We start from the raw sequence: 15,822 nt of genomic DNA on the forward strand, positions 1-15,822 counted from the left end.
CATTTTATTTGCACGTTGTGTGTAATTCAGCACAGATAAGCTGTATGCCACGTGCTTTGATCGCTTGGCGAAGGTCATCTGCCAAGTTGTTGTCGGTGATCAAAGTGGTGATCTGTGCCCAAGGTATTTCTAAATTCGGAATTTTACGGCCTATCTTGTCAGACTCGACCATCACAATGACTTCACGGGCAGATTTGGCCATTACCCGGCTAAGCCCGATTAACTCGTTAAAGGTCGTAGTGCCACGCTCTACATCAATGCCATCGGCACCAATAAAAAGCTGATCAAAGTCATAGGATTGTAGTACTTGTTCAGCAACTTGCCCCTGAAATGATTCAGAATGTGGATCCCATGTCCCGCCGGTCATCAATAAAGTTGGCTCATTTTCAAGCGATAACAAGCGGTTGGCAATATTCATCGCATTCGTCATGACAACTAAACCACGCTTTTGCGCAAGCTCTGGGATCACGGTTTCAGTGGTTCTGCCACTATCAATAATAATGCGATTGTGATCTTTAATAAGCGCTGCGGCGGCTTTAGCGATGGCTGTTTTACGTGCTGAATCTTGCGCGTCTTTACCCGACGCCGTGATCTCTTTAGGGAGAGCAATAGCACCGCCGTAACGGCGCAATAATAAGCCACTTTTTTCTAGTGCCGTTAAATCCTTACGAATCGTAACTTCTGATGTTTCAAACTCAGCCGCGAGTGATTCTACGCTGACTTCACCATACTCATTTACCCATGCAAGGATGGTATGTCTGCGCTGTTGAGTGTTTCGTTTTGTCATCAATTAAGTTTCGTTTCGAAATTTATGCGGATTATAGTCGAAACTTTCTAGGGTAAACAAGTTAATTTTTGCACTGCACAAATTTTAACTAGATAAAACAAAAAAAACCGTGTATTTTTCTGCTCTTGGATTGTATAAAGGGACATTTAAATGAACAAACGATTAATATTATTAGCTTTATTCCTTGGCGCAACATTAACAGCATGTGGCGGCTCAGGGGGTTCAAGCGCTACCGCTAACAACAATAACAGCAGTAATAGCAATAATAATACTGGTACGGATAACTCAACCGACAACAATAACTCCAACACAGATAACACCCAGCTTGAGGCAAAGATAAGCCCAATTCAGTCGGTTTATACTGGCGCTACGGTTAAGCTAATAGGAACCAGCAGCGTGGTTTCTGCTAACGCCACGGTGGCATGGTCAATCACAGCAAAACCGCAAAACAGTACGGCACAAATAGCTGATAAAAGCAGTCTATTGAACGAGTTTGTTGCCGATGTAGCAGGTAATTATGAGGTTCAACTGACCATAAAGTCTGACTCACAAGAGTCAACGGCTAAAGCGTCAGTCAAGGTGACTGATAAACCTGTTGAACCCACTAATCGCGCCCCAACAGCGGTAATTACTCCTTTTAAAGAACGCGCGGTAAAAAGTGAGCAAGTCACACTAAGCGCGAAAGACAGCTCAGATCCCGATGGCGACCGCCTTTCTTATAAATGGCAAGTGAGCAGCGCTAACAGTGCGCTAGACTTTCACCTTATCAACCCAGAAGGGGAATATGCCGTTTTTGCAGGAAGAGACTATGGCGTATTCACGATTAGCTTAACAGTGCATGACGGCAAAGCCTACTCAGAAACCGTCACCAAACAGATAGAAGTGTATGACGACAGGCCAGAGCTTAAAGCTGTTATTTCCGCCCCAACAGAGGTCATATTAGGGTCGGTAAACTTTGTTGAGCTTAAAAGCGAGGGTAGTCAATATCCGAGCGCGGTAACACCGCTTTGGAGTTTTGACAGCAAACCAAGCGGTAGCCAAGCTAAAATGGCAACACCAAGTGGTTTTGTTACCTCTGCTCAACTAGATAAACCGGGGCAATATCAGATCCGTTTCAGTCTTAAAGACGAGCATGGCCGTGTGAGTGAAGCTACCCACACATTAACAGCAAAATATGGCGAAGCACGCATACCGCTGGTATTCGTTGATGCGCCAGAGTCAACCAAAATCAACGAGGCTATTGAGCTCAGCGCTAAACGTAGCACAGACGCAAGTGGCAGACCGCTTACTTACGCTTGGACATTTGAGCCAAGAGAGCCGGGGTTAACCTATTCTGTTAGCAATGAAAATACCGACACGGTAACCTTTACACCTCATGGAGAAGGTTACTACCGTTATGCTGTGACGGTAAGTAACGGCGAGCTAAGTGACACCGCCACAGGTATGGTGAAAGCAACTCCGGAAAATTATGAACCTACGGTATCAATTAGCCCAAGAATTTCGGTCGCACTAGAAGGGCAAACGAAAGTATTTGAGATCTCAGCTGAAGATAAAGACGGTGATCCACTCACTTACCAATGGTCATTTTCAGCCAAGCCAGAAAGCAGCACTGCGGTAATTAACGGCAGTGACAATCGCGCGTCAATTACCTTTAATGAAGTGGGTAATTATGTACTGAACTGCACTGTTTCTGATGGTAAGGTCGATGTTGAGATTTCTGCATTTATCCAAGTTCGTGCAGTTCAAAATGGTGCACCAACCATTGCCGCACTGGACGCTCAAGGGATGCTGAAAGTAGGCACTGAGGTGCAGCTCACCTCAGCAGTCATTGACGCCGACAGTCACACACAACACTTGACTTATTTTTGGACGGTCACCGAGCCGTCAGGGAAAGTGATTGAAGGCACTGCTGTACACGATGAAACACTGCGTTTCACTCCAGCGGTATCTGGCGACCACCAAGTAAAACTCAGCGTTGTAGATGAAAAATCTGCCGCAGTTGCAACTAAAGTCGTCACGCTGTCGGTTGAGTAAAACTGCCAAACTACCATTTTTAGGCTTACGTGTTCAACCATGAGCACTTAAGCCTTTTCATTACCCTAAACACTCAAATAAGCAGCAAGACAATTCGTTGTTTTTAAGCAAAGGTCGATTACATCGGAGCCGCACTTGGAGTTAAGTGGCGCAGCTCCATATTGCTAATATGTGTTCCAGCAGAGTCTTCAGGGCCAATTTCATCATACGCTGACTCCACCCTGAGATATGCCTGTGTTGCACCTAACTCCGCCAGCTTTGTTTCTGCTTCTCGAAGCGAATTAAATGGCGTAAGTTTGCCCTCAGCGTACATTAAAATGTGCAAGTTACCATCGGCATCCTGACCACCAGCTAAGTAGTGATTTGAATCGGCATAGCTTAGTACAATGGCATGTAATTCGTTGTTGGCAATTTTTTCTTTCAGTGTCGCAGCTAGCATAGTGCTCTCCTCGTTTAACTGGCTATTAATTAAACGGCTCACTGACAAATTTGGTTCACCTTTGGCGTTTTTCCTTCATAACATGGGATGCTGTAATAGGTTTGGAACAGCGTGAATTGGCGCTTTGATGCGCCAATTCATTTTTGCCTACTTGTTATTCATATCGTAGGATTGAGGCAGGTCGCGTCCTGGTCGTTTTTACGATAAGTATCGCAACCGTCAGCCAAGTAACCAAGGCCACCGAGATTGCAGCAACGCCGTATACCCACAGCGCTTGCTCAATGCGATCGTTAAAGTTTGCTAACCAGTCTCCTACCAGCCAGTATGCCAATGGAAAAGCAATCAAGATGCCAATCACAACCAATAACAAAAACTCCTTCGCCAACAAGTTCGCAATACTAATTCGTGATGCGCCTAGCACTTTGCGTACTGCGACTTCTTTTTGTCGCTTTAGCATAGTAAATGAAGTTAGCCCAACAACACCGAGCATTGCCAACCCCAGAACCAATAAACTAAATACCTGAATAATATGAATGAAACGGCTATCTTCATTAAAATTTGCACTAAAGTTAGCGCCAATATCTTCAATTTCAGGCTCATAGATGCCCAGCCTTGATGCTAACAACTGTGTAAGTTGCTGAGTAACATACTGTTGCTGCGACTTTTCTACTTCGACCACAATGGCAGCAGTGGGTACTAAACTGTAGCCAGGCAAAAACATAGCCATGGTTTTGTTTCGCTTTGCATTTCCTATTTGCAGCTCTTTCACCACCCCGACAACTGTCATGGTCATCGTGCCACGCTGCATAGACTGCCCAATCATCTGATCGGGCGTGTCAAACCCCGCTAGTTTTGTCACAGACTCGGTGACAATAACACTAACAGACGCCTCTCCGTCTTTGCGCACATACCAATCTGAGGCAAATTGAGAGGTAAAATCTCTGCCTGCTACCAAGGTCAAACCCAGTTGCGATACCGCATTAAACCCCACTCCAATGCCCGCGATTGACTCAGGAGATACTTCGCCGTTTGGTAGGGTGGGTTTAAAACTATATTGGATGTCATGGGTTAAGTCCGTATCTAGGGGACCAACTTGTTTAACCCCTGCTATCTTTTCAATTGCATCTAGCAAAGGTGAATGAGGGCCTGACAACACTTCGTTTTTAGGTAGCGCCCTGATATATAGGCGGTTTTCAGCATCATATCCTGGTGACAAGGTCTGCAAAAAGCTTAATTGTTGTGGCAACGTGATGGCACCAACAATCAGGGCTGTTGCAATGACAAACTGTGACACCAGTAAAACCTTACGCAGCCACACAGCTCCTCCCGATGCAGACGTGTCACCTTGCAACATTACTTTAGGGCTCAAGCGAGAAAGATACAAAGCAGGATAAATCCCAGCCAATAAGCTCACGCTCAGAGAGAGCAGCATTAATAAACCACCTTGCCAGCTAAAAAAAGCAAATTGCAGCGTTCTATCCACAAGGTAGTTGAACCAAGGTAAGCTCAACTCAATAACCGCAGCACCTATAATACAAGTGACAATCGCAATTAGCAGATACTCACAAAGAAACTGCCAAAAGAGTTGGCCGCTAGAAGCGCCCAGAGACTTTCTGATCCCCACTTCTTTAATGCGGCTACCACTTTGCGCAATACTGAGATTGATAAAATTGATAGCTGCTACACATAAAAGCGCGATACTCAGTATGATACTGGCAATAATCGCTTGTGGATTGCCGCCAGATCGCATCTCCGATAGGGCATCATGATATAAATGTAGATCAGCAAGTGGGGCTAAATTAACAGAAAGTATGCCCCTTTCCCCCTCCATCACAAACAATTCAGTGATCTCGTCTGCAAGAGTGGCAATATCCACCATCGTATTTAGACGCAAGTACACATAGTGCATGTGTATATACAAGTTTTCACTCGTTTTTTTGGAATGGATCAGGCTATCAAAAGCAAAATGGGTGTTTAGGGGAAGATCTTCAAACACCGCAGCCACTGTATATACACCATATTGATAATGTAAGCGCTGTCCAACAACGTCAACACGGCCAAATAAGCGCAGCGCTTCTGAGCGGCTCAGTACCAGCTGTTCTGGCGTACTCAAGGCAAGCTCGATATTACCATCAAGCACTTTGAGATCGATAAAATCTAAAATATTACTTGAAGCAACATAGAGATTATTAAGCTGAAACTGATTTTCGCCAGCGCTTACGTACCCCAATGCAGGATCATGATTTTTTGCTTTAAATAACGCAAATATATCTTCAACCTGTGTGAGATCTTTGGCTTCTAGCAAGCGCGGATAGTTAATTGTTGGCACAGTACCGAGCCCCAACGACGAAAAGTCGGCCTCGGCACGAACCACCCGCTCGGCATTAGGCTGAAATGTATCAAAAGAAAGCTCATGCAAAGTGTAAAGTAAAATGAGGAGTGCAGCAGACACCCCTACAGAAAACCCTAATACATTGAGTATAAAGTGTAACTTTTGCTTTTTTGCAACCCGCAACGCAGTGTGTAAATTGGCAATAATCATTTTTCTTCCTTAGCCCTTAAGCACCTTTTACTCATAACGTAAAATTAATGACGGACGCATACTTGCGGCTTTAAATGCAAGCGTCGCAACCGTTAGCCAGGTGATCCCCGCGACCGCGAATGCCGCAATGCCATACACCCAAAAGTCTTGAGTAATACGGTCATTAAAGTTTGCAAGCCAATCTCCTACTAACCAATATGTAACCGGATAGGCAATAGCGACACTCACCGCAACTAGCATTAAAAACTCTTTTGCTAGAATATTAACGATACTGACTCTTGATGCTCCCAGCACTTTACGAACCGCAACTTCTTTTTGCCGACGTACCGTTGCAAAAGAAGCCAAACCAAATGTGCCCAAACACGTTAAAAACACAGCCAAAGTGGTAAAAATCAGCACCACTTGTGAGACTCGTTCATCTGCTTTTAGTACTGCTTTGTAGTTATCTTCCAACAGATTGATTTTTGGTTCGTAAAGATCAGCAACGTCTGCTAACGCCGCCGTGACCTGGGTGGTAATTTCAGGCAAACGGTGCGGGTTTATCGTTAAAATCAGCTCTGAAACTGATGATAAATAGCTAAATCCACATAAAAACATGATATTACTGCTGGCATCTTTGGTATTACCAACTTTGACATCCTCAACCACACCAACAACCAACATATCCACACTGCGACCCGTATCTTTGATGGTTTTGCCTATGATATCGGCGACATTGTGATAACCCGCCTGCTTGGCCACTTGTTCACTGATAATTGTACTGACTTTCGTGACGCCATTTTCTCGATACGCCCAATCACTGCTATATTCAGGGCTAAAGTCGCGTCCTGCCAATAATGTTAACCCCAACCCTTTAACAATATTGAACCCTGAGCCAATCACAGGGGTTAAACTTTGGGACGCTTCTCCATTAGGCCACGTTGGCTGTAGCGTGTTATTAATTGATACGGTCAGACGGGTATCCAGTATCGTTGCTAATTCGACCCCTTCGATGGCAGTAATGCGATTTACCAATGAGCTTGGTTGCTTGGTGAATACGTCCTCGACAGGCAGTTCCGAAATAACTAAACGCTGCTTTGTTTGATAGCCCAAAGGTAAGCTTTGTAAATGCGCAAGCTGCTGCAATAACGTTGCTGATGCGATGATCAAACCGATAGATAGAGAGGCTTGCAGAGTAAGTAAGCTCTTACGTACAAAAATAGCAGTATTACCACGCTGAAGATCGCCACTCAGTACTCGCTTGGCACTAAATGACGACATAAAAAATGCAGGGTATAGACCAGCTAAAATCCCAACACTCATCGCTACCACAAAAATCGCACCACCAAAAGGTGAAACATAATCAATAAACAAAGCACGGTCGACCAAGCCATTAAAACTCGGTAATAATAGCTCTACCAACACACAGGCCAGTATGGTTGAGAAGAGTGCAACAAGTACCGACTCAGATAAAAACTGGATCACTAACTGCGTTTTACTCGCACCCAACGCCTTGCGTACCCCTACTTCTTTAGCTCGTTTTGCGGATTGGGCTACGGTCATATTGATAAAGTTAAAGCTTGCAATCAAAATCAACAGCACACTTAACCCCACACAAATCATGACCACCTGCTTCGCACCACCGGCTTTCATTTCAAACGGTGACTTAGCCGTTAAGTGCAGTGCAAGTAGCGGATGTAGGTTAATCGAGATTTTGCCCGCCATCTCTTCATAGTAGTAGCGCTCTGAGAGGGTCTTTTCCAATGCAGCAACATCGGTATTGGGTGCAAGACGCACATACACATAGCTACTATTCATACCAAGCTTAGTGGGGTCATGCTTTACGTGAACAAGGTTTTTAAATGCAAAGTGGGTGTTATCAGGGAGATCTGCAAATACAGCTCGTACCGTGTATTGACCACTTTGATGTTGTAAGGTGTTACCAATGATACCAACACTACCAAATATTCTTAGCGCTTCAGATTCGCTCAACGCAATGCTGTTTGGCGTACTCAAAGCATTTTTCAAGTCTCCTGATAATGTGCTTATATCAATAAAGCTTTCAATATTTGGCGTCGCACCGTAAAGCGCATTTAACTTGTACCCCTGCTCTCCCACTCGAACATCCACCATCGCCTCACGGGTAAGCTCTACCATGGTCAAACCAAACACGTCCTCAACTTGGCTATACTCAAGCGCTAGTTTTGCATTGGAATAATTAAAAATAGGCACAACAGCCAACCCCAATTCAGAAAAGTCTTGGCTGATCCGATAGACACGATCCGCATTTGGCTGCTGGCCATCATAAGAAAGCTCATTTTTTGCAAACAAAGCCACTAAAATAGCCGCTGCTAATCCTACGCTCAAACCTAAAACGTTCAACACAAAGTGCTGTTTTTGCTGCTTAAAAGCACGCAGCGCTGTAACAAGATAGTTCGCTATCATTATGCTACCTCACTTTTCGGGGGCTGCCCTTGTGCATTCGCTTTGTCTAGCATGACTTGGCCATCAAGTAAGCGCACAAGCCGGTCGGCATAACCGCCTTCTTTTTCAGAGTGTGTCACCATGATCACCGTGGTGCCTTCGCGATTTAACTCGCGCAACATCGCCATGACTTCTTCACCATTTTTTGAGTCTAAGTTACCTGTCGGTTCATCCGCTAAGATAAGCTTTGGATTGATCACCAGCGCTCTTGCAACGGCCACTCGCTGCTGCTGACCACCAGACAGTTGTTGTGGTAAATGGTCGGCACGATGATCAATCGCAACGCGTTTCAAGATTTGTTCTACACGCTGCTTACGTTCCTTTTTCGAGATGTTTTGGTATTGCAGCGGCAGCTCTACATTTTCAAATACCGTCAGCTCATCAATTAAGTTAAAGCTTTGAAAAACAAACCCTATGGATGCTTTGCGCAGTTGTGAAAGCTGCTTTTCGCTATAACCGGCAATATCAGTAYCAGCAAATTCAAACTGACCCGACGTCGGAGAATCCAACATACCAAGGATAGATAGCAATGTTGATTTACCGCAGCCAGATGGGCCCATGATAGCGACAAACTCACCTTCATTAACCACTAAATTAATATTGTTCAGCGCAGTTGTTTCAATGTCTTGAGTACGAAATACACGGTTTAGATTAGTTAGTTTTATCATTGTTATATCCTTAGAAATGTAGTTGTTGCGCTTTGTCGAAGTTGCTATAGCTTGAGGTGATCACTTGCTCACCAGGTGTGAGACCATCTAACACTTCGTAATAATCTTGATTCTTTTTGCCTAGGCGAATGTCACGGCGCTGTGCAGTTTTGCCATCATGAGACAAGACATACACCCAATTACCGCCCGAGCTGGTAAAAAATGCACCGCGCTTCAGCAGTACCGCATTTTCTTTATTGCCGCCGAGCATAAGTTCAATGTCTATACTTTGCCCGCGTTTAATATCACTTTGGCCACTCGGTAAAGCGACCTCGATTTGAAACTGTGACTGCGACACTCGGCTATCAATTTTGCTGACCTTGGCGTGAACCGAGCCACTGTCCAACATCACATTGACTGCCATCTCAGGCTGTACTTGATTTAAGTAAAACTCATCGAGGCGGACAACCAGCTTGTATTCATTTGGAATATCAATTTGACCTAAACGCGCCCCTTTGCCTTTGGACTCACCAATTTCAACGTCTAGCTCACTCAGGTATCCGGAAACAGGGGCTTTAATCAGCAGATTCTCAAGATTTTTRCGCGCAAACTGTAGGTTTTTTTGCAGCATGTCAGCACTGTCTTCTAATTGCTCCACTTGTACCTGACGAATTGAGTTTTCTTGTGCTTGACGCTCTAATGTTAACTCTTTGCGCGCTTTGTAGTAGGTGAGATCATCTTCAATTTCAGAGAGCCTATCGGTTGCCAACACGCCCTTTTCAACAAGCGGCTTTGACTGTTTATAACGACGTTCTAAATGGCTAATTTGTAAGTCAATTTCCAGCAAGTCACGGCGTAAATTAAGGCGACTGGTTTCCATCGTCATTTGGGTGTTTCTTAGGAAGTTAAGCTGTTCAGTTACCTGCGCTTCTCGGCTCATGACATCTAGCTGCAAGCTGGTATTGCTCAGTCTTACTAACGGCTGACCGGCTTCCACATATTCGCCCTGCTCGACTAAACGTTCTTCAACTTGACCACCTGCAATGGTATCGAGATAAATCGTTGTCTTTGGTACAACTTGACCACGCAAACTGAGGGCATCAATAAATGCACCTTTGTTGACAGTAGCGACCGTGACGCTACTGAGCGATAAGTTTTGACTACGACCGGAAGAAGCGGTGTTGGTAAAGGCAAATGCAGCCGCAGCAACGCCTAATAGCACGCCCCCTGCAATCACTTTTTTTAGATGTTTTTGTAATCCTGAACGTTCAATTTTCTTATCCATAATCACACCTCTTGTTCTATGTCGGTTAGCTTATTTCTTGTTATATCTGTAACTGTTATCAAGCTCTGTACCAAAGTGAGAATTAACTTAAATAACAATAACTTAATAGAGAAAAAAGAATATCTCCATACCAAGAGTGTCCGAAAATAGAACACTTTAAATTGTTTAGCCTGTCCATAAATGAACACTTTTCGTGGACGCCACTTGAGCGAATGCGGTACGCTAAAAGAAAAACAAAGCACTCAGGATATGAAGCAGGAAGGCACCGTATTAATCGTTGATGACAACACCGATATTCTCATTGCAGCAAAACTGTTGCTGAAGAAGCACTATCAACAAGTCCTCACAACAGACAATCCGTTTGATATTGAAGCGCAAATCAACGCGCAACAAATAGACGTGATCTTACTTGATATGAACTTTAGTCAAGACGCAATCAGTGGCAAAGAAGGGTTTTACTGGTTACAGAAAATCGTCGCACAAGACCCAAGCATTGTAGTGCTGCTAATGACTGCCTACGGCGATATACAACTTGCCGTTGATGCTATTAAAGCCGGTGCCGCAGATTTTATCGCTAAACCATGGCAAAACGATCAGCTTCTTGGTGCTGTTGCGGCTGCCTTCGCGCACGCCAAAGATAAACAACAAGTAGGTAAATTAACTCGCCAGACCCAAGGGCTGAACCAAGCGCTCAATCAATCTGGAGGTCATCAATTTTCCTTTTTAGGTCAAAGTCCGGCGATGCAAGCGGTGTTTCGAACCATTGAGCGCGCTGCGCAAACTGACGCTAATATTTTGATAACTGGTGAAAGTGGTACTGGTAAAGAGCTTGCCGCACATGCAATTCATCAGGCGAGTATGCGTCATCACAATGCCTTTATTAGTCTTGATATGGGCGCAGTCTCCGAGAGTTTGTTCGAAAGTGAGCTATTTGGGCATAAAAAAGGCGCATTTACCGATGCCAAAAGTGATAAGGTTGGTCGTTTCGAGTTGGCACATCAAGGCAGTTTATTTTTAGATGAGCTAGGTAATCTCCCCCTAGCCCAACAAGCGACATTGTTGGCAGCGTTACAAAATCGACAAGTGACGCCGGTAGGAGGCAGTAAGCCCATTTCTGTAGATATACGGCTTATCTGTGCCACCAATGATAACCTTCAACAAGCCGTTGACGAAGGTCGATTTAGACAAGATTTATTGTATCGGATCAACACCATAGAGATCCGCCTCCCGCCCCTGCGTGAGCGCGCTGAGGATATTCCGCTGTTGGTGGATTATTACTTAGCCCACTTTTGCCAAAAATATAAAAGACAACTTGAAGTAAACCCGATGGATATGCAAAGCCTACAAGCATATCCATGGCCGGGTAACGTAAGAGAGTTGGCACATGCGATAGAGCGTGCGGTGATCTTAAGTGAAAGTGAATACTTGGACATCAGCACAGTTATCAATACCGCAGCGCGCCCGTCGCCCTCAACCGACTCCAAAGGGAGAGACGATACCCAGATAACTGACACCTTCAACCTAGAGGAAATCGAACAGCGCACGGTACGGGCAGCGTTAAAGCACTATCAAGGTAACGTATCAAGTGCAGCAAAAGCACTTGGGTTAACGCGCGGTGCCATGTATCGACGATTAGATAAGTATAACTTGTAGGTTGCACGATATGGTTCGCTTAACCCAGCACCCAACTGTCATTTTCATGCTCACTATTTTTGCGCTATTACTGAGCAGCGGTGCTTCACTTTATTTGTATATACAAGTAGGATTCTCAGCAACATGGCTCCTCATTACCCTAATTGCTGGTGCCTTTGTGCTGTCTTTGTATTATCAATTTAATAAACAAAACAAGCATATGCGCTTTGTACTTAAGTCTCTTGCTAACGGTGATAGCTCCCTAGGTTTGAGTCAACATCATCCCATGCGAACACTCTTGGAAGAAATAAAAGATAGGATCCAAAGCGCGCACTTTATTGCCCAGCAGCAAGCACATTTCTTACAAACGCTATTAGTTCATATTGACTTAGCGGTGCTGGTTTTTGACAACAAAGGGAATGTCATTGAGTCCAACCCAGCAGTACCTCGCTTGCTCGGCAAAACCATTAATCATATTGAGGACTTAGCGCATATTGCACCACTGATCCATGAATGTGATAACCGCTTAAAAACAATCGCGAATTGGCAGTATGGTGAGCAACAAGACAACTTGTCTATACAAATAACATCGGCGCAGATCCAAGGCCAGATCCGTAAAATAGTAACGCTACAATCCATTAAAGACGCACTGCAAAATAAAGAGCAACAAGCATACAAGCGCCTGACTAAAGTGCTCACCCACGAAGTAGCAAACTCTATTACTCCATTAGCCTCCATTGCGCAAACCTGTGAAAGCTTATTGCCTGAATCCTTAAGTTTTGACGACAAAGAAGATAAACAGGATCTTGCGCTCGCGCTTCGTACTCTTGCAAAACGGACAGAGTACCTCGGTGAATTCATCGCCCGCTTTAGAAAAGTCAGCAGCCTACCAAGCCCCGAATTACAACCTTGCCAACTCGCAACTTTGGTGAAAGGGATTTATCAACTACATCAACCCAGCTGTGACGCCGCAGGCCTTAGCATAAAACTAGATGTTCACCATGATCAGTTAGTGATGCTGGACCCAGCACAAATAGAGCAAGTACTTATCAACTTACTTAAAAATGCGATGGAGGCATTGCATCATCAATCAGCCCGAGCACCTCAACAACCCCCATTTATTGTGCTAAAAACTGGCGTCAWTGGCACAGGTCAGCATTACATTGAAATCAGCGACAACGGCCCAGGTATCGCAGAGCATGTCGTAGATATGATTTTCGTACCATTTTTTACCACTAAGCAGCAAGGGTCGGGGATCGGGTTGAGCTTATCGCGACAAATCATGCTCAACCATGGTGGCGAATTAGTATACATACAACGTAAGCAAGGAGCCTGTTTTCGCTGCGTGTTTGGTTAATACGCAGGACTCAGCTTCGCGCTTAAGCGTAATTTGAACAAAATTAAAGAAGGGAAAAGCATAGCAGGCAATACTCAGCCTACCGCGCTTTAAGAACCAGATGGCTAGGCAAGTACTCATAGCGCCTACCGACTGTCATTGATTTGCCAAAACCACAAGGCTAAATGACATTATCAAAGCTGCTACTTATTCAAACTTCAGATTAAATAATCCGTAAGATAAGTGGTAGCAATAACAAACAGCCCAGTCCCCAAATGAACTTATTGCTTGTTAGCGAATTAGCACGATACCCCATCACCACTGCGAAGGAACCCAACTTTGGTACCAGCCAAAACAACAACCCCGAAAATAACAGAGTTCCTATGATCACGACCAAGCTCTCTAACAAACCACCTAGCTGATACCGACTAAGCCAAAGCGCTAAGGCAATGATCACACTTTGATGCCAGAGATAAATAGGAAACACCGCTTTATTGAGTCTCGTAAGCAGTGGATGAGAACGGGTAAGATAACGCGCTGCCAATGCTAATACCAACAAAACAGCACACACGCGCTGTAAAACCAAAATAATGCTACCACACCAAACAATGAAAGGAGTTAGCGAGTCTTGCAACCAGTAAAAGTGATATAAAAGCAGTATAATCATCGCATTAAATGTAAAAATCCATATCAACATTTTACTGTGGCAAGTCAGCCAAGCCCAAAAATGTTGCCGTTTGGCAAGCAGGTAACCGGCAAGCAAAAACACAAACCCTTGAAATTCTCTTTGGCTATCTCCCGCCAGTGCTAACTGAGCCCAAAGTAAACTTGCACCGCCCAGTATGCTCAACGCGTAAGTTGACCAACGTAACGCACTCAAATGCAGAAACATTACGTGAAGCTTTGAAGTCAAAACAATATGCAGCACAGCAAGAAGCACAGTAAAGCACCATAGCGCTCGCAAGTACCAAAGATGGTTAACGTCTACATGAGGCCAAATACCGCGTTGATATTGACTAAACAAAGGGCTGTCTAGCTCAATAAAGTGTTTGTAGAAGTCGACATATCCAAATGTTAATCCAGCATTTTGCTGCATTTCAGCGAAAAGTTGCACAGGTACAACGACCCATATACCGAATAACAGTGGCAGTAATAACAAAGGCGTGCGAAAGAGTACCGTGTTACCAGCCCCTTGTTTATCAAAAATGTATCTAAGCGCAACACCAGAGATAAACCAGATCAGCAACATTCGCCATGGCGAGATCAGTAACATTAAATATTCTAGCCACACCGATGAATAAGCACTCTTGTAGTGAAAACCCCAATTAGGTATGTATAACATGGCGGTGTGATAAAAAATGAGTATCGTAAATGCAATAACACGTAGCCAGTCCAGCTCTACTCGCCTGTTTAAATTCTCCATCTTGCTTTCTTTTTAGAAGTAAACTTATCTCCAGGATGCGCCAAAACGGTATATAAAAAAGCAAACATTTGCTTATATAACAATAACTAGGGATAAGCCGTGGAATAGTGGGATAAAATAAGTGACCGCTTTGCGTCCAGTTGCTAGAGTAAAAGAAAAAATTAAACCATGATGTTTTCACGTACCTTTATTCAGCAATATCATCCGTTGATGGCTATCGTGCTTCTCGCCCTCTTTCTGGCGATTAATAACACCTTAAACGCCATTACTCAGATCATGGATGCCAAACGAGATGCAATGCTCGATTTTGCGCTGTGGGAACCATTTGTGTGGGAATATACCAGTGCAGCTGCCAGTCTAACCTTAATTCCTGCCATATCTTGGTATTTAAACGCGTTTCCTTGGCAGTGGCATAAACCTGTTAACGTCGCTTTTAGCTTTTTTATTGCCTCACTGTTATTTTGTTGTGGCCATGTTGGCATCATGGTGTTATTACGCGAAACGATTTATTTTAGCTTGCAACTAGGTTACAACTTCCACCTTTCTTGGTTTGAACTTATCTATGAATATCAAAAAGATGCTTGGAGTTTTGTGTTCTTTATCGCACTCATAAAAGCTTATCAATTTAGCGTCTCTCATATGCTCGGCGAAGCATCACCGATAAAGCAGCAAAGTGACGACGATGAAGCACTCCAAAAACCAATTCATCATTTGTTGGTACGTAAACTTGGTAAAGAGTTTATCGTTAAAGTTGAAGAGGTTGAGTGGTTACAATCGTCTGGAAATTACGTCAATCTACACGTAAATGGTCGCATTTATCCGCTACGCTCAACGCTTTGTGCATTATGTCAGCGCTTAGACCCTGTAGGCTTTGTTCGCATCCATCGCTCTTTTGCTATTAATGTCTCTCAAGTGGTGAGTATTACGCCGCTCGCCAGCGGTGACAGCGAAATCGCATTGCAAAGTGGGAAAGTCTTAACGCTTTCGCGAACCTATAAAGCCCAATTTAAGCAACAGCTACGTCTTGAATAAGTGAACAATACGCAATCATCACGCTACTAAAGTTGATTGCGTCAATATTATTGCTCAATGCTAAATACTGTAACGCTAAAGTTCATTTTGTATCCATTTCACCGCTCTACACTACACAGCCGCAGCAAGTAAGGTGTCTATTTTTGCATTTGCACCGAACTTATATACAATCTTATGTGGTTCAGGCTCTCTACATGGACTG

Annotated in this window: 11 protein-coding genes; 4 read left to right on the plus strand and 7 right to left on the minus strand. The window is 44.1% G+C overall.

Going from position 1 to position 15,822, the window contains the following annotated elements; translation table 11 throughout:
* Positions 1-4: 4 nt before the first annotated feature.
* Entirely contained in the window at positions 5-787 is a 783-nt protein-coding gene (locus tag EAG18_RS02230) for a DeoR family transcriptional regulator (protein ID WP_125250784.1), read from the minus strand.
* Between the two features lie 150 nt (positions 788-937).
* On the opposite strand from EAG18_RS02230, the gene EAG18_RS02235 reads away from it, so the two are divergent.
* Positions 938-2,821: a PKD domain-containing protein gene (locus EAG18_RS02235; RefSeq protein ID WP_125250785.1), complete on the plus strand. Its 1,884-nt coding sequence runs from the start codon at positions 938-940 to the stop codon at positions 2,819-2,821.
* A gap of 118 nt (positions 2,822-2,939) precedes the next feature.
* On the opposite strand, the gene EAG18_RS02240 is transcribed toward EAG18_RS02235, so the two are convergent.
* The 5 genes from EAG18_RS02240 to EAG18_RS02260 all read right to left on the minus strand — a co-directional run bounded on the left by EAG18_RS02240 (position 2,940) and on the right by EAG18_RS02260 (position 10,197).
* Positions 2,940-3,260: a DUF6482 family protein gene (locus tag EAG18_RS02240; protein ID WP_125250786.1), complete on the minus strand. Its 321-nt coding sequence runs from the start codon at positions 3,258-3,260 to the stop codon at positions 2,940-2,942.
* 154 nt (positions 3,261-3,414) lie between these two features.
* The gene (locus tag EAG18_RS02245; protein WP_125250787.1) at positions 3,415-5,802 is read right to left on the minus strand and encodes an ABC transporter permease; all 2,388 of its coding nucleotides are present in this window, start codon (positions 5,800-5,802) and stop codon (positions 3,415-3,417) included.
* A gap of 27 nt (positions 5,803-5,829) precedes the next feature.
* Positions 5,830-8,226 carry an ABC transporter permease gene (locus EAG18_RS02250; RefSeq protein ID WP_125250788.1) on the minus strand — a complete coding sequence of 799 codons (2,397 nt, stop codon included), beginning with the start codon at positions 8,224-8,226 and terminating at the stop codon, positions 5,830-5,832.
* Positions 8,226-8,933: an ABC transporter ATP-binding protein gene (locus EAG18_RS02255; RefSeq protein WP_125250789.1), complete on the minus strand. Its 708-nt coding sequence runs from the start codon at positions 8,931-8,933 to the stop codon at positions 8,226-8,228. Before EAG18_RS02255 ends, EAG18_RS02250 begins: the two co-directional genes overlap by 1 nt.
* A gap of 10 nt (positions 8,934-8,943) precedes the next feature.
* A complete protein-coding gene (locus EAG18_RS02260) occupies positions 8,944-10,197 on the minus strand; it encodes an efflux RND transporter periplasmic adaptor subunit (protein WP_125250790.1) in 1,254 nt (417 codons plus the stop codon).
* Between the two features lie 249 nt (positions 10,198-10,446).
* On the opposite strand from EAG18_RS02260, the gene EAG18_RS02265 reads away from it, so the two are divergent.
* Positions 10,447-11,850, plus strand: a complete 1,404-nt coding sequence (locus tag EAG18_RS02265; protein WP_125250835.1) for a sigma-54 dependent transcriptional regulator — start codon at positions 10,447-10,449, stop codon at positions 11,848-11,850.
* Positions 11,851-11,860: 10 nt separating this feature from the next.
* Positions 11,861-13,186 (plus strand): ATP-binding protein, encoded by a 1,326-nt coding sequence (locus EAG18_RS02270; RefSeq protein WP_125250791.1) that lies wholly within the window; start codon positions 11,861-11,863, stop codon positions 13,184-13,186.
* Positions 13,187-13,388: 202 nt separating this feature from the next.
* On the opposite strand, the gene EAG18_RS02275 is transcribed toward EAG18_RS02270, so the two are convergent.
* Positions 13,389-14,588: an acyltransferase gene (locus EAG18_RS02275; RefSeq protein ID WP_125250792.1), complete on the minus strand. Its 1,200-nt coding sequence runs from the start codon at positions 14,586-14,588 to the stop codon at positions 13,389-13,391.
* A gap of 168 nt (positions 14,589-14,756) precedes the next feature.
* Between EAG18_RS02275 and EAG18_RS02280 the strand changes: the two genes are divergently transcribed.
* Complete coding sequence (locus EAG18_RS02280) at positions 14,757-15,620, plus strand: LytTR family DNA-binding domain-containing protein (protein WP_125250793.1); 864 nt, start codon at positions 14,757-14,759, stop codon at positions 15,618-15,620.
* Positions 15,621-15,822 lie beyond the last annotated feature (202 nt).

The sequence above is a fragment of the Pseudoalteromonas sp. J010 genome, assembly GCF_003934235.1.
Classification (GTDB): domain Bacteria; phylum Pseudomonadota; class Gammaproteobacteria; order Enterobacterales; family Alteromonadaceae; genus Pseudoalteromonas; species Pseudoalteromonas peptidolytica.

Bases quoted from the DNA above. Each gene is read 5' to 3' on its own strand.
- EAG18_RS02280 (WP_125250793.1), top strand. From the start codon at position 14,757: ATGATGTTTTCACGTACCTTTATTCAGCAATATCATCCGTTGATGGCT.
- EAG18_RS02230 (WP_125250784.1), bottom strand. From the start codon at position 787: ATGACAAAACGAAACACTCAACAGCGCAGACATACCATCCTTGCATGG.
- EAG18_RS02245 (WP_125250787.1), bottom strand. From the start codon at position 5,802: ATGATTATTGCCAATTTACACACTGCGTTGCGGGTTGCAAAAAAGCAA.
- EAG18_RS02235 (WP_125250785.1), top strand. From the start codon at position 938: ATGAACAAACGATTAATATTATTAGCTTTATTCCTTGGCGCAACATTA.
- EAG18_RS02250 (WP_125250788.1), bottom strand. From the start codon at position 8,226: ATGATAGCGAACTATCTTGTTACAGCGCTGCGTGCTTTTAAGCAGCAA.
- EAG18_RS02265 (WP_125250835.1), top strand. From the start codon at position 10,447: ATGAAGCAGGAAGGCACCGTATTAATCGTTGATGACAACACCGATATT.
- EAG18_RS02240 (WP_125250786.1), bottom strand. From the start codon at position 3,260: ATGCTAGCTGCGACACTGAAAGAAAAAATTGCCAACAACGAATTACAT.
- EAG18_RS02275 (WP_125250792.1), bottom strand. From the start codon at position 14,588: ATGGAGAATTTAAACAGGCGAGTAGAGCTGGACTGGCTACGTGTTATT.